Source organism: Streptomyces sp. NPDC020747, from assembly GCF_044334695.1.
Lineage (GTDB): Bacteria > Actinomycetota > Actinomycetes > Streptomycetales > Streptomycetaceae > Streptomyces.
This window is the reverse complement of sequence record NZ_JBIRTJ010000005.1, coordinates 58,990-77,985: the sequence shown is the minus strand read 5'-3', so window position 1 is coordinate 77,985 and position 18,996 is coordinate 58,990. Positions and strand designations below refer to the sequence as shown.

15 protein-coding genes and 1 other RNA gene are annotated in these 18,996 nt (G+C 69.5%); 6 read left to right on the top strand and 10 right to left on the bottom strand.

Going from position 1 to position 18,996, the window contains the following annotated elements:
• Positions 1-341: 341 nt before the first annotated feature.
• From ACH4YP_RS15505 to ACH4YP_RS15485, 5 genes are read left to right on the top strand one after another with little or no spacing between them, the layout of a single operon-like run.
• Positions 342-1,640: an ABC transporter substrate-binding protein gene (locus ACH4YP_RS15505; protein ID WP_398490864.1), complete on the top strand. Its 1,299-nt coding sequence runs from the start codon at positions 342-344 to the stop codon at positions 1,638-1,640.
• Positions 1,637-2,647, top strand: coding sequence for a carbohydrate ABC transporter permease (locus ACH4YP_RS15500; RefSeq protein WP_398490863.1), 1,011 nt, complete (start codon positions 1,637-1,639; stop codon positions 2,645-2,647). The genes ACH4YP_RS15505 and ACH4YP_RS15500 overlap by 4 nt, the downstream gene beginning before the upstream one ends.
• Positions 2,644-3,465 (top strand): carbohydrate ABC transporter permease, encoded by an 822-nt coding sequence (locus ACH4YP_RS15495; protein ID WP_398490862.1) that lies wholly within the window; start codon positions 2,644-2,646, stop codon positions 3,463-3,465. Before ACH4YP_RS15500 ends, ACH4YP_RS15495 begins: the two co-directional genes overlap by 4 nt.
• A 34-nt stretch (positions 3,466-3,499) precedes the next feature.
• A complete protein-coding gene (yicI, locus tag ACH4YP_RS15490) occupies positions 3,500-5,812 on the top strand; it encodes an alpha-xylosidase (RefSeq protein WP_398490861.1) in 2,313 nt (770 codons plus the stop codon).
• Positions 5,813-5,814: 2 nt separating this feature from the next.
• Positions 5,815-6,822, top strand: a complete 1,008-nt coding sequence (locus tag ACH4YP_RS15485; RefSeq protein WP_361070961.1) for a LacI family DNA-binding transcriptional regulator — start codon at positions 5,815-5,817, stop codon at positions 6,820-6,822.
• A gap of 104 nt (positions 6,823-6,926) precedes the next feature.
• Here ACH4YP_RS15485 and dacB read toward each other — a convergent pair whose 3' ends face one another.
• The 6 genes from dacB to ftsE form a co-directional block, all read right to left on the bottom strand.
• On the bottom strand, positions 6,927-8,483 hold the full coding sequence (gene dacB / locus ACH4YP_RS15480) for a D-alanyl-D-alanine carboxypeptidase/D-alanyl-D-alanine-endopeptidase (RefSeq protein ID WP_361070978.1): 1,557 nt from the start codon (positions 8,481-8,483) through the stop codon (positions 6,927-6,929).
• Between the two features lie 185 nt (positions 8,484-8,668).
• Positions 8,669-9,057, bottom strand: a transfer-messenger RNA (tmRNA) gene (gene ssrA / locus ACH4YP_RS15475).
• Positions 9,058-9,208: 151 nt separating this feature from the next.
• Positions 9,209-9,742, bottom strand: a complete 534-nt coding sequence (smpB, locus tag ACH4YP_RS15470) for an SsrA-binding protein SmpB (protein ID WP_361070974.1) — start codon at positions 9,740-9,742, stop codon at positions 9,209-9,211.
• A 104-nt stretch (positions 9,743-9,846) separates the two neighbouring features.
• Positions 9,847-11,013 carry a S41 family peptidase gene (locus tag ACH4YP_RS15465; protein WP_361070958.1) on the bottom strand — a complete coding sequence of 389 codons (1,167 nt, stop codon included), beginning with the start codon at positions 11,011-11,013 and terminating at the stop codon, positions 9,847-9,849.
• Between the two features lie 67 nt (positions 11,014-11,080).
• Positions 11,081-11,998, bottom strand: coding sequence for a permease-like cell division protein FtsX (ftsX, locus tag ACH4YP_RS15460; RefSeq protein WP_361070955.1), 918 nt, complete (start codon positions 11,996-11,998; stop codon positions 11,081-11,083).
• An 88-nt stretch (positions 11,999-12,086) separates the two neighbouring features.
• Positions 12,087-12,776: a cell division ATP-binding protein FtsE gene (gene ftsE / locus ACH4YP_RS15455; RefSeq protein ID WP_143632723.1), complete on the bottom strand. Its 690-nt coding sequence runs from the start codon at positions 12,774-12,776 to the stop codon at positions 12,087-12,089.
• Positions 12,777-13,058: 282 nt separating this feature from the next.
• On the opposite strand from ftsE, the gene ACH4YP_RS15450 reads away from it, so the two are divergent.
• A complete protein-coding gene (locus ACH4YP_RS15450; RefSeq protein WP_361070951.1) occupies positions 13,059-13,253 on the top strand; it encodes a hypothetical protein in 195 nt (64 codons plus the stop codon).
• Between the two features lie 180 nt (positions 13,254-13,433).
• Here ACH4YP_RS15450 and ACH4YP_RS15445 read toward each other — a convergent pair whose 3' ends face one another.
• From ACH4YP_RS15445 to ACH4YP_RS15430, 4 genes are all read right to left on the bottom strand, one after another.
• The gene (locus ACH4YP_RS15445) at positions 13,434-14,048 is read right to left on the bottom strand and encodes an LPXTG cell wall anchor domain-containing protein (RefSeq protein ID WP_361070948.1); all 615 of its coding nucleotides are present in this window, start codon (positions 14,046-14,048) and stop codon (positions 13,434-13,436) included.
• A gap of 302 nt (positions 14,049-14,350) precedes the next feature.
• Positions 14,351-15,457: a peptide chain release factor 2 gene (gene prfB, locus ACH4YP_RS15440; RefSeq protein ID WP_361070945.1), complete on the bottom strand. Its 1,107-nt coding sequence runs from the start codon at positions 15,455-15,457 to the stop codon at positions 14,351-14,353.
• A gap of 253 nt (positions 15,458-15,710) precedes the next feature.
• Positions 15,711-16,955 (bottom strand): serine/threonine-protein kinase, encoded by a 1,245-nt coding sequence (locus ACH4YP_RS15435; RefSeq protein WP_398490860.1) that lies wholly within the window; start codon positions 16,953-16,955, stop codon positions 15,711-15,713.
• A 181-nt stretch (positions 16,956-17,136) separates the two neighbouring features.
• The gene (locus ACH4YP_RS15430; protein ID WP_361069725.1) at positions 17,137-18,816 is read right to left on the bottom strand and encodes a serine/threonine-protein kinase; all 1,680 of its coding nucleotides are present in this window, start codon (positions 18,814-18,816) and stop codon (positions 17,137-17,139) included.
• Positions 18,817-18,996: the final 180 nt, after the last annotated feature.

Below are 18,996 nucleotides of genomic sequence, written 5' to 3'. Positions count from 1 at the left end.
CCCCTGACGCCGTTGGCGAACCCGCCGCGCGGCGGTAAGTGTCTGCCCAGTCCCAGCGACACGCCGCATGCACGGCGTGTCGCTGGGACTCAGACCCCACTTGCCCTCGCCGGCGCCGGACGCGACGATCCGGCCACCGCCATGCCAACCCGGACCCGCACCCGGCGCTCCCGCCCGTCCGGCCCGCCGAACGCCCGCCCCAATTCGCGCGCACCCCATTGACGCGCCCACAGCCCCCACATACCTTCGCCCGTCGAAGCGCTTCGACGTCGTGCATCGAAACGATTCGACGAACGCTGCGTGATGTCCCGATACCCATCCGACTCCCCCGGAGGCACTGGATGTTGACGGCACGAAGGCGTGTGATGGCGACGGCCGCCGCGGTTCTGAGTGGAACCCTGCTGCTGGCCTCCTGCGGCGGCGACTCGGACAGCGGGTCCTCCGACGGGAAGACGCTCAAGCTGTGGCACTACGAGGCGCCCAACAGCGCGATGGGCGTGGCCTGGAAGGCGGCCATCAAGGAGTTCGAGAAGACCCATCCGGGCGTCGAGGTGAAGTTCGAGGAGAAGGGCTTCGAGCAGATCCAGAAGACGGCCCCGATGGTCCTCAACTCCAATGACGCGCCCGACCTCATGGAGTACAACAAGGGCAACGCGACGGCCGGGCACCTCTCCCGGCAGGGCCTGCTCACCGACCTGACCGCGCAGGCCACCGAGCGCGGCTGGGACAAGAAGCTCAGCGCCGGCGTGCGGACCACCAGCCAGTACGACGCCAAGGGCGTGATGGGTTCCGGCAAGTGGTACGGAATCCCCAACTACGCCGAGTACACGATGGTGTTCTACAACAAGGACCTCTTCAAGAAGTACGGGATCGCCGAGCCGAAGACGTTCGGCGAACTGACCGCCGCCATGGACAAGTTCGTCGACGAGGGCATCACCCCGCTCGCCAACGCGGGCGCCGAGTACGTGGCCCACCAGTACCTCTACCAGCTGGCCCTGTCGAAGGCCGACCGCGCCTGGGTGGACTCCTACGAGCTCTACAAGGGCAAGCCCGACTTCCACGACGCAGCCTGGACGTACGGCGCCGAGACCTTCGCGGACTGGGTGAAGAAGGGGTACATCAGCGAGAAGTCCACCGGTACGAAGGCGGAGGACGCCGGGGTCTCCTTCATCCAGGGCAAGAGCCCGATCCTGTTCTCCGGCAGCTGGTGGTACGGCCGCTTCGTCGCGGAGAGCAAGGTCGACTGGGGCACCTTCCTGTGGCCCGGCTCGAACATGACGCTCGGCTCGGGCGGCAACCTGTGGGTGGTCCCCAAGGGCGCCAAGAACAAGGAACTGGCGTACGACTTCATCGACATCACCATGTCGAAGAAGATCCAGAACCTGCTGGGCAACAACGGCGGAGTCCCGGTGGCCGCCGACCCCGCCGCCATCACGGATCCGCGTTCCAAGGAGCTGATCGCCGACTTCAACACCCTCGCCGAGCGGGACGGCCTGGCCTTCTACCCGGACTGGCCGGTCGCCGGCTTCTACGACGTGCTCGTCTCCGAGACGCAGAAGCTGATCACGGGAAGCGCGAAGCCGGACGCCTACCTGGACGCGGTGGAATCGGCGTACGACAAGGGCGTAGAGGCCCCATGACGGTCACCGTCGAACGGGGCGGCAAGGGTGGCCGGGGCAGTCGGCGCGGCCCGGGCAGTCGGGGTGGTGATGTTGTCGAAGCGCATCACCACGCGAAGGGGCCGCGCCGCCCCCGCGACTCGTACGCGCTGTTCCTGCTCCCCGGAGTGCTCGCCTTCTTCGCGATCATCGTCGTGCCGTTCCTGATGAACACGGGCGTGAGCTTCACCGAGTGGCAGGGCGTGGGTACGCCGAAGTGGACCGGGCTCGCCAACTACCGGGAGCTGCTGGACGATTCGGAGTTCTGGGCGTCCTTCCGGCACAGCCTGTTCATGGTCGTGGCGATGGCGGCCGTACCGACCGTCGTCGGGCTCGTCCTCGCCGCCGCCCTCTTCGACTTCGTCGGCAAGCACTTCGGCAGCAGGACGGTCGCCGTGCTGCGCGCCTGCTTCTATCTGCCGCAGGTGCTGCCGATCGCGGTCGCGGGCATCGTGTGGAGCTGGATCCTCGCGCCGGAGAACGGCTCGCTGAACGAGCTCCTGAAGGCCATCGGCCTCGGCGGCCTCCAGCAGGACTGGCTCGGCGACCCCGACCTCGCCCTCTACACCGTCATGGGCGTGATGGTCTGGGTGCAGCTCGGCTTCCCGCTCGTCGTCTTCATGGCGGGTCTGCAACGCGTCGACCCGCAGCTGTACGAGGCCGCCGAGCTGGACGGGGCGGGCTGGTGGCGGCGGTTCTGGCACCTCACGCTGCCGCAGATCAGGCCCGAGATCTACGTCGTACTCCTCTGGTGCACGATCGCCGCGCTCAAGGTGTTCGGGGCTGTCTACGTGCTCACGAAGGGCGGGCCCGGCGGGGCGACCAACGTCCCCTCCTACTTCTCCTTCACCACGTTCTTCGAGAAGACGCAGGTGGGCTACGGCGCCGCGATCTCCACGGTCCTGACCGTGATCATCCTCGTCCTCGCCCTCGCGGGGCTGAAGCTCCAAACCCGCGCCGAAGACGCCGAGGAAGGGCTCCGGGTATGACAGCCGTCCGCCGCTATCCCGTGCTCGTCGCCCTGTTCATCGGGGCCCTGTTCATGGTCCTGCCCTTCCTGATCGTCGCCGTCAACGCGGTGAAGTCGCCCGCCGAGTACTCGTCGAACGGCCCGCTCAGCCTGCCCGAGGGCGTCTACCTCGACGGTCTGAAGGACTTCTGGAAGCGCGTCGACTTCGGGCAGAAACTGATCAACTCGGTACTCATCAGCGGGTCGGTGGCCCTGGGCGCCGTCGTCCTGTCGGTCCTCAACGCGTACGCGATCGGCATCGGCCGGATCAGGGGCCGCACCTGGGTGCTCGCCTTCTTCGTGCTGGCGAACATGCTGCCGCAGGAGGCGCTGGTCTACCCGGTCTACTACCTGAGCAAGGAAGCGGGCCTGTACGACACCAGGCTCAGCGTGATCATCGTCTTCGTCGTGATCCAGGCCGCCTTCGGTACGTATCTCCTCGCCTCCGTCCTCGGGCAGTTCCCGCGCGAGATCATCGAGGCCGCCCGGATCGACGGGGCGAACAAGTGGCAGGTGCTGTGGCGGATCGTGGTGCCCGTCAGCCGGCCGACCATCGGCGTGCTGCTCGTCTTCTTCTTCATCTGGACCTGGAACGAGTTCCTGCTCCCCCTGGTCATGCTGATCTCCAACGACAACCAGACCGTGTCGGTGGCACTCGGCGTCCTCCAGGGCCAGCGCCTGATGGACGCCACGATGACGAACGCGGCCGCGCTCCTGGGCGTCCTGCCCGCCCTCGTCTTCTTCCTCGTCTTCCAGCGGACGCTCACCCGCGGCATAGCCGTGGGCGCGGTCAAGTGACCCGCATCGGCGCGGTCAAGTAAGGGGTGTGCGTGTGAAGTTCACCGACGGCTACTGGATGTTGCGCGAGGGCGTGAGCGCCGCCCATCCGGTCGAGGTCCTCGATGTGACCGCCGGGCAGGGCGCGTTGGCGATCCACGCGCCGACCCAGCCCATCCGCCACCGCGGCGATCTGCTGAAGGGACCGGTCGTGACGATCAGCGCACACGCGCCGATGCCGGACGTCATCGGCGTCACGTTCACGCACTTCGAGGGCGAGGAGCCGCGCGGCCCCCAATTCGAGCTGGGGAAAGAGGAGTTCACCGCTCACGCCGAGTACGACGAGGAGTCCGCGACCCTCACCGCGGGCGCCCTGTCCGTGCGGGTGAGCCGCACCGGACCCTGGCACGTCGACTTCCTCGCGGACGGCCGCACCCTGACCACCAGCGGCGCCAAGGGCATGGGCATCATGCGGGACGCGGGCACCGGCGGCCACTATCTGCGCGAACAGCTCAACCTCGGTGTGGGTACTCAGGTCTACGGCCTCGGCGAACGCTTCGGGCCGCTCGTCAAGAACGGCCAGGTCGTCGACATGTGGAACGCCGACGGGGGCACGGCCACGGAACAGGCGTACAAGAACGTGCCGTTCTATCTGACGGACGCGGGCTACGGGGTGTTCGTCGACCATCCGGGCCGGGTCTCGTTCGAGGTCGGCTCGGAGGCGGTGTCCCGGGTCCAGTTCAGCGCCGAGACACAGCAGTTGACGTACTACGTGATCTACGGCCCGACCCCGAAGGACATCCTCCGCAAGTACACGGCCCTCACCGGCCGTCCGGCGCTGCCGCCCGCCTGGTCGTTCGGGCTGTGGCTGTCGACGTCCTTCACCACGTCGTACGACGAGACGACCGTGACCTCCTTCATCGACGGCATGAAGGAGCGCCGACTCCCGCTCTCCGTCTTCCACTTCGACTGTTTCTGGATGCGGGAGTTCAACTGGTGCGACTTCGAGTGGGATCCCCGGGTCTTCCCGGACCCGGAGGGGATGCTGGCCCGCCTGAAGGAGCGCGGGCTGCACATCAGCGTGTGGATCAACCCGTACATCGCGCAGCGCTCACCGCTGTTCGCGGAGGGCAAGGCCCTCGGACACCTGCTGAAGCGGCCGGACGGCAGCGTCTGGCAGTGGGACCTGTGGCAACCGGGCATGGCGCTGGTCGACTTCACCTCTCCGGCGGCCCGTGACTGGTACGCGTCGAAGCTGGAGGCGCTGCTCGCGCAGGGCGTCGACTGCTTCAAGACCGACTTCGGGGAGCGGGTCCCGCTCGACGTGGCGTACGCGGACGGCGGCGACCCCGAGCGGATGCACAACTACTACACCTACCTCTACAACCGGACCGTCTTCGACGTGCTGCGCAAGCACCGGGGCGAGGCGGAGGCCGTCGTCTTCGCCCGCTCGGCGACCGCCGGCAGCCAGAAGTTCCCCGTGCACTGGGGCGGCGACTGCGAAGCCACGTACGAGTCGATGGCGGAGTCGCTGCGCGGCGGCCTGTCGCTCGGCCTCTCCGGGTTCGGCTACTGGAGCCACGACATCGGCGGCTTCGAGGGCACCCCGACACCGGCCCTGTTCAAACGGTGGCTCGCCTTCGGCATGCTCTCCTCGCACAGCCGCCTGCACGGCAGCTCCTCCTACCGGGTGCCCTGGCTCTTCGACGAGGAGGCCGTGGACGTCCTGCGCCTGTTCACCCGGCTGAAGCTGCGCCTCATGCCGTATCTGTACGAGGCCGCCCGCACCGCGCACACCGAGGGCGTCCCGATGATGCGCGCGATGCTCCTGGAGTTCCCGGACGACCCCGGCTGCGCACACCTGGAACGGCAGTACATGCTCGGCCCGGACCTGCTGGTCGCGCCGGTGTTCTCCGACGACGGCGAGGTGTCGTACTACGTGCCCGAGGGCACCTGGACCCACTTCCTGAGCGGCCGGCCGGTGACCGGACCGCGCTGGGTGCGCGAGAAGCACGGCTTCTCCAGCGTGCCGCTGCTCGTCAGGCCGGGCGCGGTGATCCCGGTGGGAGCCGTCGACGACCGGCCCGACTATCCGCACGCGGACGGCGTGACCATGCACGTGTACGGGCTCGATCGCGGCGCGCAGGTCACGGTGCCCGTGGACGGCGTGACCTTCACCGTCGTACGCGAAGGTGACACACTGCGGGCCTCGTCGAGCGATCCGTCGGCGCCCTGGGCGCTGGCGGCCGGGGAACGGGTGGCGCGGGCGAAGGCCGGGACCGGGTTCCTCTCCCTCGAACTGGGCCCGGCCTCCGGTGAGTCGGGCCCCGAGTCTCTCGATCCGGGACCCGGGCAGGAGCGGGGCTGAGCATGGTGAAGATCACCGACGTGGCACGGCACGCGGGAGTGTCCGCGAGTACCGTCTCGTACGCGCTGAGCGGCAAGCGTCCGATCTCGGAGGAGACCCGGCAGCGCATCGAGGACAGCATCCGCGAGCTGGGCTACCGGCCGCACGCGGGCGCCCGGGCCCTGGCGAGCAGCCGGTCGAACGTGCTCGCGCTGGTGGTGCCGCTGCGGGCCGGCATCCATGTGCCGGTGGTGATGCAGTTCGCGGTGTCCGTGGTGACGGCCGCGCGCCGGCACGACCACGACGTGCTGCTGCTCACGCAGGAGGAGGGCGAGGACGGGCTGCGCCGGGTCGCGGACACCGCCCTCGTGGACGCGCTGATCGTGATGGACGTCCAACTCCACGACCGGCGGCTGCCGTTGCTGCGGGCCCTGGACCGCCCGTCGGTGCTCATCGGCTTCCCGGCCGAGCCCGCCGGACTGACCTGCATCGACCTGGACTTCCGGGCGGCGGGCGAACTGTGCGTCGAGCACCTCGCGGGCCTCGGGCACCGGGTGATCGGCCTGGTGGGCTCGCCGCCCGAGGTGTACGTGCGGGAGACCGGGTTCGCCCAGCGGGTGGTCCAGGGCTTCACGGCCGCGGCCGACCGCAACGGCCTGTCCTCCTCGGTGCACCCGTGCGAGGCGGCACCCGCGGCGGCCCGGCAGGTCGCCGAGCAACTCCTGCGGGAGCGACCCGCGTTGACGGGTGTCGTGGTACACAACGAGCCGGTCCTGGAACCGCTGATCGACGCGTTCGAGGCACTCGGCCTACGGGTGCCCGGGGATCTGTCGGTCACGGCGATCTGCCCGGACGAGGTGGCCGAGCAGACCCGCGTCCCCGTCACCTCGATCGCCATCCCGACCGCCGAGGTGGGCACGGGAGCGGTGGACCTGCTGATGAGAAAGCTCGGCGGCGCGACTTCCGTACCGGAGGCCACCCTGCTCTCGCCACGGCTGACGGTACGGGCGAGCACGGCGACGCGTCCCTGACCCTGCGAGGGGCCCGGGACGCGGGCGGCCAGGACTCCGAAAGCCGCCCCGGGCCGCCCTCGCCCTGTCGTTCAGCGCCGCCTCAGCACTGGCTCAGCGCTGCCTCAGCACTCCCCCGGCTTGCGCCACGAGCACTCCAGGTCCGCGTTCCGCTCGGCGGCCCGCGCGGTGCCGGGCTTCACCGGTACGACCTCGTCCGCCGTGGAGCGCGCCAGCGTCACCACGATCGCGTCCTCCAGCGGTTTCACGGAGGAGGCGAGGTGATTATTGAGCACGATGCTGTAGACGAGTTCGCGTCCGTCCGCGTCCGTCACGTACCCGGAGAGCGCGGACGACCCGGTCAACGAGCCTGTCTTGCCACGGGCGTTGAGCGCCGCGGGCGTCCCGCACATCCTGGTCCGCAGTGTGCCGCCCACGAAGCGGTCGGGGCCGCAGGCGACCGGCAGGGACTTGTACCAGTCGGCGTACCAGGGCTCGGCCCGCACCGCGAGCAGCAGCTTGGCGAACTGGCCGGCGGTGAAGTTGTTCATCCGGGAGAGCCCCGACCCGTCGACCTGCCGCAGCTTGCCCGTGTCGACGCCGACGCCCTTCGCGTAACCGCTGATGGCGGCGAGCCCGGCGCTCCAGCTCCCCTCCCCCGAGACCTTCCGGCCCATGGCCTTGGTGAGGATCTCGGCGTGCATGTTGTTGGACAGCTTCATGAACGGGATCAGCAGGTCCTTCAGCGGCATCGAGGCGTGCGAGGCGAGCTGCCGTGCCCCCGCGGGCGTTGCGCGTCCGAGCCGGGTCGGCCCGGTCACCTTCACCCCGTGCGCGGCGAGCGCGTCCCGGAAGACGGCGGCCGCGTACCCGGTGGGCTCCCACACGCTCACCCACTCCGTGGCGCCGGAGCCGCCCACGGGTGTCGTGCCGCTGACCACGATGGTGTTGGTGCCGTGCTCCCGCTCGACGGTGAGGTCGTTCGAGCCGCCCGCGGCGACGGTCGTGGCCCGGACGTCCAGGTCGACGTAGTCCGTCTTCGGCGTGACGGTGACGGCCGGCTCGTCCCCGGCCTCGGCGCCCGGCGCGACCTCCACGATCACGGTCCCGGTGTCGTAGTCGGTGTCGGGCGCGACGCTCAGCGCGCTGATCTGCGCCGAGTAGTACGCGGACTCGTCGTCGGCGGCCCAGGACCGGCCGAGCCGGGCGCTGTCGAAGCGGGTGTCGTCGGCGAGGAGCCGCCCGTCGACTCGGGTGACGCCGGACGCGGCGAGGTCGGCGGCCAGTTTGTCGTAGTCCTTGGCGAGTGCGGTCGGGTCGCCGCTGCCGCGCAGGTACAGATCGCCACGCAGCACTGAGCCCTGCCGTCTGCCGTTCGTCAGGACGTCCGTCGTGAACCTGTGGTCGGGGCCGAGGATCTCCATCGCCGCGGCCGAGGTGGGCAGTTTGGTGTTGGAGGCGGGCATCAGCCGCTCGGTCGGCCGGTGCTGGTACAGCACGTCGCCGCTCGTGGCGTCGGCGACCACGACACTCGCCGCCCCGCCCTCCATCCGGCTGTCCCCGAGGATGGTGTCGATGGCCTCCGGCAGTCCGCTCCGGTCGGCGTCCGCCCCGGCCGGCGAACCCGAGCCGAGCGCGGCCGCCGCGAGCCCGATCACGACGGGCCAGATCCACCGTTTCATACGGGAGTTGACGCGCTCTCCAGAACTCTTCGCGGTTCCACTCACGGGTCTACTCATGCCACAGGAGCATCCCGGACGAGGCGTCCCGTGGACAGTAGGCAGACACGACGGAGGCCCGGACAGCCAGCTCAGACATGGCAAAGGCCCCACTGCCTGAGCAGTGGGGCCTTTGCCTAACATGGGATGAGTGGAGATGGCGGGAATCGAACCCGCGTCCACCGGTGCAGAATCAGGGCTTCTCCGTGTGCAGTTCGCTTCGATTTTCTCGGCCCCGGTGATCACGCGAACAAGTCGCCGACGGGCCCAGTCACTGTTTGATTTCCCATCGAACCCCGTGACCGGGCTCGATGGTTTAGTTCCCTAGATTATGCCAGGGTCCGGGTCGGGAACACCCCCGGGCTGACACCCTTTTAGGGTCCCTCACTCACTGCTTATTAGGCAGCGAGGGCGAAGGACTGGGAATCGCTCTTGGAATTGGCGATTATTGGTTGCGACATATGGTTAACGAGATCATTGCCGCTTCCTCGACACGCTTCCCCTGCTTCAACATCCGCTGTCGAAACCGATCATCCCCATGTTGATTTTTCAAGCCTCTCCGGAACTTCTCCAAGCGAAGAGGCGCGCACCCGCTATGAGGTGCAGTGCCATCGTACGTGACCAACGCGCACACATGCCACCGTATTCCCGGCCGCCGCGCGCCCACCGGCCCGCCGCCGGCCGCGCGGCTACTCGCCCCGCTGCTTCCTCTTGGCCGCCGCGATGGCCCGGTCCGACTCCCGCCGGTCCTGCTTCTCGCGCAGGGTCTGCCGCTTGTCGTACTCCTTCTTGCCCCGGGCGAGCGCGATCTCGGCCTTCGCGCGGCCGTCCTTGAAGTAGAGGGCGAGGGGCACGATCGTGTGACCCGTCTCCTCGGACTTCGACGACAGCTTGTCGATCTCCTCGCGGTGCAGCAGGAGCTTGCGCTTGCGGCGCACGGTGTGGTTGGTCCACGTGCCCTGGCTGTACTCCGGGATGTGGGCGTTGTGCAGCCACGCCTCGTTCCCGTCGATCTGGACGAAGCCGTCGGTCAGCGAGGCCCGGCCCTGGCGCAGGGACTTCACCTCCGTGCCGGTGAGGACGAGCCCGGCCTCGTAGGTGTCGATGATGGCGTAGTCGTGCCGCGCCTTCTTGTTCTGCGCGACGATCTTGCGCTTGCCGTCCTTGACCTTGCCGGAGGTGCCCCCTCCCTGCTTCGGCTGGGATTCTTTCGGTACGTACATGCCCTTGCTCATAGTGCTGGCCATTTTCGCACTAGAGGGGCCCGCGAGGGAAAGCCGATTACGGGAGACGCGGACCGTCGGCCCGGAATGCCGTGTCCGGTCGGTTACGAGGGGTCGCCGAGCCCGCTCAGTACGGTCTCGGCCCGCTCCAGCGCGCCCGTCTCGGCCTCCAGGTCGGGGGTGATGCCGCGGCCGTCGACCCCGCGTCCGGAGGGGGTGCGGTAGTGCCCGACGGTCAGCTCGGCGACGGAGCCGTCGGGCAGCCGGCTCGGCATCTGGACCGAGCCCTTGCCGAAGGTCCTGGAGCCCACGACGACCGCGCGTCCGCGGTCCTGCAAGCCCCCGGTGAGGAGCTCGGCCGCGCTCATCGTGCCGCCGTCGACGAGCGCGACCAGGGGTCTGGTGGTGTCACCGCCGGGATCGGCATGCAGGGCGCGCTGGTCGCCGTTCACGTCGTACGTGGCGACGAGGCCGCCGTCGAGGAAGGCGGAGGCGGCGGTGACGGCCTCGGTGACCAGGCCGCCGGAGTTGCCGCGCAGGTCCAGGACGACCCCGGTGCCCGTGGGGGCGTCGGCCACGGCGGTCCGTACGAGGTCTCCGGAGCCCTTGGTGAAGGCGGCGACCTTGATCACGGTGACGCCGCCGGGCAGTTCGCGGACCGTCACGGAGTCGGTGGACAGGCGGGCCCTGCGCAGGGTCTCGCGCCACGCGCGCGTGCCGCGCTCAAGGCCGAGAGCGACGGTCGTGCCGGCGCTCGCGTCGGTGGCGTCGCCCCTCAGTAACGAGACGACCTCCGTGACGGGCCTGCCGTCGACCCGGCGGCCGTCCACGCTGCGCAGCCGGTCGCCCTCGCGGATCCCGGCGGCCTGCGCGGGTGAGCCGGACTGCACCCGGGTCACCTCGATACGTCCGTCACGCTCGCGCCGGGCCCACAGGCCGACGCCGGTGTACTGGCCGTCGAGGGCTTCCTCGAACTCCTCGTACTCACCCGGGGAGTAGACCGCGCCCCAGCGGTCGCCGCTTCGGCTGACGGCCCGCTCGGCGGCCTCGACCGGGGACTTGCCGTCGGCCATGGCCTCGGCGGCGGCGTCGGCGACATCCTCCTGGTGGCCCGCCGGGGCGGACCCGGTGGACGGGGAGCCGCTCTTTCGGTCGGGGGTGTCGAACGAGCCGGTCGCGGCGCCCGCCGCGAGAACGCTCGCGAAGACCAACGTCAGGGCCGCCCCGCGGCCGAAGCGGCGGGGCTGACAGAACAGGTCACGGCCTGACATGCCGGTGAGTCTAGGACAACGAGAAGGGCCGTACCGGCGCTTGCCGGTACGGCCCTCTTGTCATGCGTCACACCTTCAGGTACTTGCGCAACGCGAAGAACGCGGCAAGCGCGGGCATCAGCAGACTCGTCGCGAGGATGAGCGGCAGCTTCGTGAGAACGGCGTCCCAGCCGATGAAGTTGATCAGATTCAGCTTCTCCGACAGGGCCAGGCCGTGGTCGATGATGAAGTACCGGGCGATCAGCAGGAAGCCACACGCCACCCCGCCGCCGATGAGCCCGGCGACCGCGGCCTCCGCGATGAACGGCGCCTGGATGTAGAAGCCGGAGGCGCCCACCAGGCGCATGATCCCGGTCTCACGCCGACGGCTGAAGGCGGAGACGCGCACCGTGTTGACGATCAGCATCAGCGCGACGACGAGCATCATCGCCATCACCGCCCGGGCGGCCCAGTTCATGCCGTTGAGGAGCCCGAAGAGGTTGTCGAGGATGCCCTTCTGGTCCTGCACGGACTGCACGCCGTCACGGCCGTCGAAGGCGGTCGCGATGACCTGGTACTTCTCCGGGTCCTTCAGCTTGATGCGGAAGGACTCCTGCATCTGGTCCGGGGTGAGCGAGGCGGCCAGCGGGGAGTCGCCGAACTGCTCCTTGTAGTGCTTGTACGCCTGGTCGCTGGACTCGTGCGAGACGTTCTCGACGACGGACATCTTGTCGAGGTCGGTCTCGATCTGCTTCTTCTGCTCGGTGGTGACCGCTCCCTTGGCGCAGTTGGGGTCGGACTCCGCGTCGCTCTTGTTGCAGAGGAAGATCGAGACGTTGACCTTGTCGTACCAGTAGCCCTTCATCGTGTTCACCTGGTCGCTCATCAGGAGCGAGCCGCCGAACAGCGCGAGGGACAGGGCGACCGAGACGACGACCGCGAAGGTCATCGTCAGATTGCGGCGGAGACCGACACCGATCTCCGACAGAACGAACTGGGCGCGCATGGCGTCTTCTCAGGCCTTTCCGTGGCGGATGCGTGGGGAGTCCTCCCCCTGCTCAGCGGTGGCGCCGCGAGCGTGGGGGAGGTCGCGGTCAGTGCTGGTAGCCGTACACGCCGCGCGCCTGGTCGCGGACTAGTCGGCCCTTCTCCAGCTCGATGACGCGCTTGCGCATCTGGTCCACGATGTTCTGGTCGTGCGTCGCCATCAGGACGGTCGTGCCCGTCCGGTTGATCCGGTCGAGCAGCTTCATGATGCCGACGGACGTCTGCGGGTCGAGGTTTCCGGTGGGCTCGTCCGCGATCAGCAGCTTGGGTCTGTTGACGAACGCTCTCGCGATCGCCACCCGCTGCTGCTCACCGCCGGACAGCTCGCCGGGCATCCGGTCCTCCTTGCCGCCGAGCCCGACGAGGTCGAGCACCTGCGGCACGGACTTGCGGATCTCGCCGCGCGACTTGCCGATGACCTCCTGCGCGAAGGCGACGTTCTCCGCGACCGTCTTGTTCGGCAGCAGGCGGAAGTCCTGGAACACGGTCCCCAGCTGGCGGCGCATCTGCGGCACCTTCCAGTTGGAGATGCGCGCGAGGTCCTTGCCCAGGACGTGCACCTGGCCGTGGCTGGTCCGCTCCTCGCGGAGGATCAGCCGCAGGAAGGTGGACTTTCCGGAGCCGGAGGACCCCACCAGGAACACGAACTCGCCTCGCTCGACCTCCAGGGACACGTCCCTCAGAGCGGGGTGGGTCTGCTTGGGGTAGACCTTGGACACGTTGTCGAATCGGATCACGGATGCACCACAGGCCGTCGGGGATATCGGGGCTAGATGAGCGTGACCATACGCGACCCGGGTACACGCGCGCAGTCGCCGGGAGAGGTTGCGCAAGGGTTGTGCGCTTTTGTGCGGGGCAACCTCGGAAGAGGGCCCGAGGACCTCGCCCCGTGGGGCACCTTGCCCAGCCCCCGCACGAGAACCCGCGCAGCCTCCGGAGGAACCTGGCACAGTGGAGGGGGAACGTATCCGTTCCCGAGAGCGTTGTGTACGTGGAACCGGTGCAAGGAGGGCGAGCGCATGACGTACGACCGGCTGGTGTGCGCGAACTGTGCCGCGCCCGTGAACGAGGGCCGCTGCCCCGTCTGCCGCGCGAACCGTGCGCGGCTGGAGCAGGAGGGCCCCTTCGGAGGCGGCCTCAACCCCATGGCGCTGATCGCACTGCTCGCCATCCTGATCGCGGCGGTGGCCCTGCTGGCCCACCAGACCGCGTAGGACGCACGCGAGGCACGAGCGGGACACGCACGAGGCACGGCGGCAGCGCGCAGGGCACAGTCAAGGCATGCGGACAAGGCATGAAGAAGGGCCCGGAGCTTGAAGCTCCGGGCCCTTCCCATGTCTCACGCACTCACGCTCACGCGCGTACGCCTATGACGTCCGCCAGGCGGACATCGGTCAGGCAGCCGCGCCGCGACCGTTCATCAGGCGGGGCAGCATACGGAAGCCGATGCCGCCGGCGATCATCGTGGCGGCGCCGATCAGCAGGTACGTGATGTTCTCGGCGGCGCCGGTCTCGGCCAGCTCGCCGCCGGTGCCCTGGGCGGAGGTGTCCGAACCGGTGTCGGTCAGGCTCTCCTTGCCCGCGCCCTGCTCGACCGGCTGGGAGCCACCGTCGGGGTCGGCGTCGTTGCCGCCGGTGCTGCCGCCGTTGTCGTTGCCCGGGTCGCTCGGCTCGGTGGTGGGCTCGGTCGGCTCCTCCGTCGGCTCGGTGGGCTCCTCGGTCGGCTCCTCCGTGGGCTCCTCGGTGGGCTCCGTCGGGATAACCGTCGGGTCCTCCGTGGGCGGCTCCTCCGTGGGCGGCTCCTCGGTGGGCGGCTCCTCGGTCGGGTCCTCGACATTGAGGCCGACCTCGACACCGCTCTCGTCGGCGGTGGCGCCGACGTTCAGACCGCCCACCTTGACACCGACGTCGAGAGCCGAAGCGGCACCGGCGGCGGTCAGTGAAGCACCGGCGGCGATCACCGCGCCGGCGGCTATCCGCGCGATCCGGATACGCGTCTTCTTGGTCATCTGGTTGCTACCCCCAGTAGCTCATCGTTATTGGTGCAGCGCCCGGGGCCACGACGTCGGGGGGTTCGGTGAAGCCCCCGGTACACATGCGCCCCAGAGATACGCATGCCGCGCGCCAGCCTTCCCACTTTTCAAACCAACGTCAAGGTCGTTGCGACCGCGATGTCCAGATCACTCTCATTTGACCGGCACAGCGACATGTGAGTGTGATGTAAAACCCAGACATCGGCCTACACAAAGGGCAACTGCCGTCCGATGGATGGCAGTTGCCCTGTCGACAAAACGACGCCTGTAAATGTCGCCTACTTCTCCTGCTGCTTGCGCCAGCGAATTCCGGCCTCCAGGAACCCGTCGATCTCGCCATTGAAAACGGCCTCGGGGTTTCCGACTTCGAACTCCGTGCGCAGATCCTTGACCATTTGGTACGGGTGCAGGACGTACGAACGCATCTGGTTGCCCCAGGAGTTGCCGCCGTCGCCCTTGAGAGCGTCCATCTTGGCCTGCTCCTCCTGCCGTCGCCGGTCGAGGAGCTTCGCCTGCAGCACGTTCATCGCGGACGCCTTGTTCTGGATCTGCGACCGCTCGTTCTGGCAGGAGACGACGATGCCGGTGGGGAGGTGGGTGAGCCGCACCGCGGAGTCGGTCGTGTTGACGCCCTGGCCGCCGGGCCCGGACGAGCGGTACACGTCCACCCGGAGCTCGGACTCGTCGATCTCGATGTGGTCGGTCTGCTCGACCACGGGGAGGATCTCGACACCCGCGAAGGAGGTCTGGCGCCGCCCCTGGTTGTCGAAGGGCGAGATGCGCACCAGCCGGTGCGTGCCCTGCTCGACCGAGAGCGTCCCGTACGCGTACGGGATCTGGACGGCGAAGGTGGTCGACTTGATGCCGGCCTCCTCCGCGTACGAGGTCTCGTAGACCTCCGTCTTGTATCCGTGCTGCTCGGCCCAGCGCAGGTACATGCGCTGCAGCTTCTCGGCGAAGTCGGCGGCGTCCACGCCACCGGCCTCCGCGCGGATGTTGACGAGGGCCTCGCGGGAGTCGTACTCCCCGGAGAGCAGCGTCCGGACCTCCATCTCGTCCAGCGCCTTCTTGACGGCGATGAGCTCGGTATCGGCCTCGGCGCGGGTGTCCGGGTCGTCCTCCTCCTCGGCCATCTCGAAGAGAACGCTGAGATCATCGATGCGCCCGCGGAGCGCTTCGGCCTTGCGCACCTCGGCCTGGAGGTGGCTCAGCTTGCTGGTGATCTTCTGCGCCGCGTCGGGGTCGTCCCACAGGGACGGCGCCGCCGCCTGCTCCTCGAGCACGGCGATGTCCGCCCTCAGCTTGTCGAGGTCCAGGACGGCCTCGATCGACTCCATGGTCGAGGAGAGGGACTTGAGCTCTTCGGATACATCGACGACTGCCACGCCTCCAGCGTAACGGCTCCACGAAGTGGCTCCGCCGGTGGAACGGGGGGCTTGCTGGTGGGGGGCTCCATTTGTCGTCTGCGGGTTGGTCTGTGCTGGCCGCGCCCACGCGGCGAAGCCGCATATCGGTACAGCCCCGCGCCCCTGAAAAGCGGCGCTGCGCCCCTGGCTTTTCGTCTTCAGGGGCGCGGGGAACTGCGCGCTCAGCACAGACCGACCCGCACCCCGCACCCCGGAGGGCAACCGCGGCCCGTCAGGGCGAAGCCGGCGCCGACGTCTCCGTCTCGGACGGCGTCGCACCCGCGTCGTCACCCGAGGTGGCGAGCCACGCGCCCACCCCCACCGCGGCGACGAGCGCCACCCCCGCCGCCCCCAGCGTGATCCGGCGGCGCCGGGCCGCGGCGGCCCGATGGCGGGCGGACCCCGGCCGGGGCGCCCCCGCGGCCCGCGGCGCCCGGGCCGTGCCACGGGCGCCGCCCGCGAGCTCGTCGGGCCCCGGCACCCTCATCGACGTATGCGTGTCACGGTTCGAGTCCGGCTTGGCGCCGGGTACGAGGGGAACGGCCCCGCGCCGGACGCGCTCCCGCGGAGCCTCCGGCTCGGCCGGCCCGTCGTCGTATCCGCCACCCCCGTCCTCGTCCCCGTCCGGCTCGTCCACGTCCAGCGGCGGAATCCCCGCCAGCAGGGGCAACTGCTCCCGCAGCCGCTCGCCCAGCTCGGACGCCCGCAGGCGGGAGGCGGGCGCCTTCGCCAGGCACTGCACGAGCAGCTGCCACAGCTCCTCGGGAATCCCGGGCAGCGGGACGACGGTCTCGGTGACGTGCCGCCGCAGGACCGCCCCCGGGTGTCCCCCGCCGAACGGCGTGAACCCCGCGAGGAGTTCGTACAGCACGGTCGCCAGCGCGTAGATGTCGACGGCCGCCCGCGGGGGCAGGCCCTCGATGATCTCGGGCGCCAGGTAGTCCGGCGTACCGATGATCTTCGTCGCCCGCGTCCGCCGCGGTGAGTCGATGAGCTTGGCCACGCCGAAGTCGGTGAGCAGCGCGGGGTGCGAGCCGCCGGGTCCGAGCGGTCCCTGCATGTCGAGCAGCACGTTCTCCGGCTTGACGTCCCGGTGCACGACCCCCGCCGCGTGCGCCGCGGCGAGTCCGTCCGCGACGTCGGCCACGATGGCGACGGCGGACTCGGGCGCGAGCCGCCGCTCCCGGTCGAGCCGGGTCCGCAGATCCGTACCGCGGACGAGGTCCATGACCAGGGCGAGGTCGTTGCCGTCGACCACGAGGTCCCGTACGGAGACGACGTGCGGGTGGTCGAGGCCCAGCAGGGCCGTCCGCTCCTGCACGAAACGGCCCACGAGCTCCTGGTCGGACGCGAGGTCCTCGCGCAGCAGCTTGATGGCGACAGGGCCCTCGGGCCCCTCGCCGAGCCACACCGTGCCGGCGCTGCCCCGCCCCAGAATCTGGTTGGCGGTGTACCGGCTGCCGATCTTCCGTACCAAGACTGCTCCTACGGGCGCGTGTTGCCGATAAAGCTACGCGCCCAGAGCGCCAACCTCCGCTTCGGCGACAGAAATCACCCCCCAGGTGTCGACAAATCCCCAGAACCGCACCGCGGTTCCGGGGATTTGAAGGGGCAATGCTCTGAAATTCCTGAAAAGGCTTACTGGCACCTAAAAAGACTTACTTCCCGGAACCGCCGCCCAGCTTCTCGACCCACCCGGAGACCGTGTCGAACCACTCCGTCAGTTGGCCCCAGTAGCTCTTGGACGTGCCGATCCAGCCCTGGAGCGGGCTGAACTCCCAGATCGCCCACCCGGCCAGGAACAGGATGACGACGGTGAACAGACATCCCTTGAGACAGCCGAGCCCGGGGATCTTCATCGGGTTGGCACTGCGCTGCCGGGGCTCGCGCGGCGGCCTCGGCGCGGGCTGCTGAGGCTGCTGGGGCGGAGCGTGCCGCTGCTGCGGCTGCTGGGGCTGATGCTGGGGCGCGTACCCCTGGGGTTGCTGGCCCTGCTGCGGATAGCCGTACCCGGGCTGGTTCTGGGGCGGGCGCTGCCTGCGCTGCTGGGGCTGCTGGGGCCTCTGCGGCGGCGGTGGCTGCTGCTGGGGCCTGGCGACCTGGCGCTGCGGGCGCCGCCGCAGCGGGTCCTCGTTCGGGTCGAGGTACGGCTGCATCTGCGTCGGCTCGTTGCGGTCGCGGGCCGCCCGCAGCTGGTTCTGCCAGGGGTGCGGGTCCTCGGGTCCCGCCCCGGGCTGGCCCTGCGGCACCGGCGGCATCACGGCCGTCGGGTCGGCCGCGCCACGGTTGGGCAGTACGGCGGTGGGGTCGGCGGCGCCGGTGTGCGGCAGGACGCTGGTCGCGCCGTTCGGGTCGAACGAGGCGGCGCCCTGCGGGAGCACCTGGGTGGGGTCGGCGGCGCCGAAGTCGCCCGGCACGGCGGCGGGCGACAGATCCGGGGCGAGCAGGACGCCCACGGCCTCGGCGGCGGCGATCTGCGCGGAGTTGGAGTGCACGCCGATGCCCTCGGCGACCGTACGCAGACCGCGGGCGAGGTTCTCGGCGCTGGGCCGTTCGTCGGGGTTCTTGCGCAGGCAGCGCTCTATGACGGTCCACAGCGGGTCGGGGACCGTGGAGGGCCGGCGCGGCTCGGCGCTCAGGTGCTGGTGCAGGACCTCAAGGGCCGACCCGCCGCCGAACGGGGGACGGCCGGTGACCAGCTCGTACAGCATGATTCCGGCGCCGTAGATGTCGACGGCGGAGGTCTGCGGGCGGCCCTCGGCCGACTCGGGCGCGACATAGGCGGGCGTGCCGACGAACTCGTGGGTGCGGGTCAGGCCCGGGGAGTCGGCGAGGCGGGCGATGCCGAAGTCCGTCAGCATCGGGTGCATCTGGCCGCCGTCCTGCTTGAGCAGGACGTTCGCCGGCTTGAGGTCGCGGTGCACGACGCCGTCGGCGTGGCTGGCGGCGAGCGCGTCGGCGACCTGGGCGGTCAGGAGCGCGGCGGCGACCGGCGAGAACGGGCCGTTCTGGCGCAGGTAGTGATGGAGGTCCGGGCCCTCGATCAGGTCCATGACCAGGGCCAGCAGATCGCCCTCGACCACGAGGTCCCGTACGCGCACGATGTTCGGGTGGGTCAGCCGGAGCAGCACCGAGCGCTCGCGCAGGAACCGCATCACGATGTCCGCGTCGTTGGCGAGCTCCTCCTTGAGGACCTTGATCGCCACCGTCTCACCCGGCTGACCGGGCACCGCCGCCTCGGCGCCCGCGGTCTCCCGCTGGCTGGCACGCCAGACGGTGCCTGTGGCGCCGCGCCCAAGCGGCTCCTCAAGGAGGTACTTGCTCCCTACCGGCCGCACGTCATGCGCTCCCTGCTGCTTGCCTGACTGATCCGTCCACCCCGCTACGGGTGGTTCCGACCCACTGTAGTGCCGTCGAACGTGGCACCGGGCTGTCGTCCCGCTGCGGTTTCCCTCACCCCGCCTGCCCATGCATTACGTAAGGCGTTCCTGTATGTGTTCGATGAAAAGACGCTCGCT

What these genes read in the sequence shown, in the direction of transcription:
- ACH4YP_RS15505 (WP_398490864.1), top strand. Translation starts at nt 342, where the DNA reads ATGTTGACGGCACGAAGGCGTGTGATGGCGACGGCCGCCGCGGTTCTG.
- smpB (WP_361070974.1), bottom strand. Translation starts at nt 9,742, where the DNA reads ATGTACGTACCGAAAGAATCCCAGCCGAAGCAGGGAGGGGGCACCTCC.
- dacB (WP_361070978.1), bottom strand. Translation starts at nt 8,483, where the DNA reads ATGAAACGGTGGATCTGGCCCGTCGTGATCGGGCTCGCGGCGGCCGCG.
- ftsX (WP_361070955.1), bottom strand. Translation starts at nt 11,998, where the DNA reads ATGCGCGCCCAGTTCGTTCTGTCGGAGATCGGTGTCGGTCTCCGCCGC.
- ACH4YP_RS15495 (WP_398490862.1), top strand. Translation starts at nt 2,644, where the DNA reads ATGACAGCCGTCCGCCGCTATCCCGTGCTCGTCGCCCTGTTCATCGGG.
- ACH4YP_RS15445 (WP_361070948.1), bottom strand. Translation starts at nt 14,048, where the DNA reads ATGACCAAGAAGACGCGTATCCGGATCGCGCGGATAGCCGCCGGCGCG.
- ACH4YP_RS15465 (WP_361070958.1), bottom strand. Translation starts at nt 11,013, where the DNA reads ATGTCAGGCCGTGACCTGTTCTGTCAGCCCCGCCGCTTCGGCCGCGGG.
- ACH4YP_RS15450 (WP_361070951.1), top strand. Translation starts at nt 13,059, where the DNA reads ATGACGTACGACCGGCTGGTGTGCGCGAACTGTGCCGCGCCCGTGAAC.
- ACH4YP_RS15500 (WP_398490863.1), top strand. Translation starts at nt 1,637, where the DNA reads ATGACGGTCACCGTCGAACGGGGCGGCAAGGGTGGCCGGGGCAGTCGG.
- ACH4YP_RS15485 (WP_361070961.1), top strand. Translation starts at nt 5,815, where the DNA reads ATGGTGAAGATCACCGACGTGGCACGGCACGCGGGAGTGTCCGCGAGT.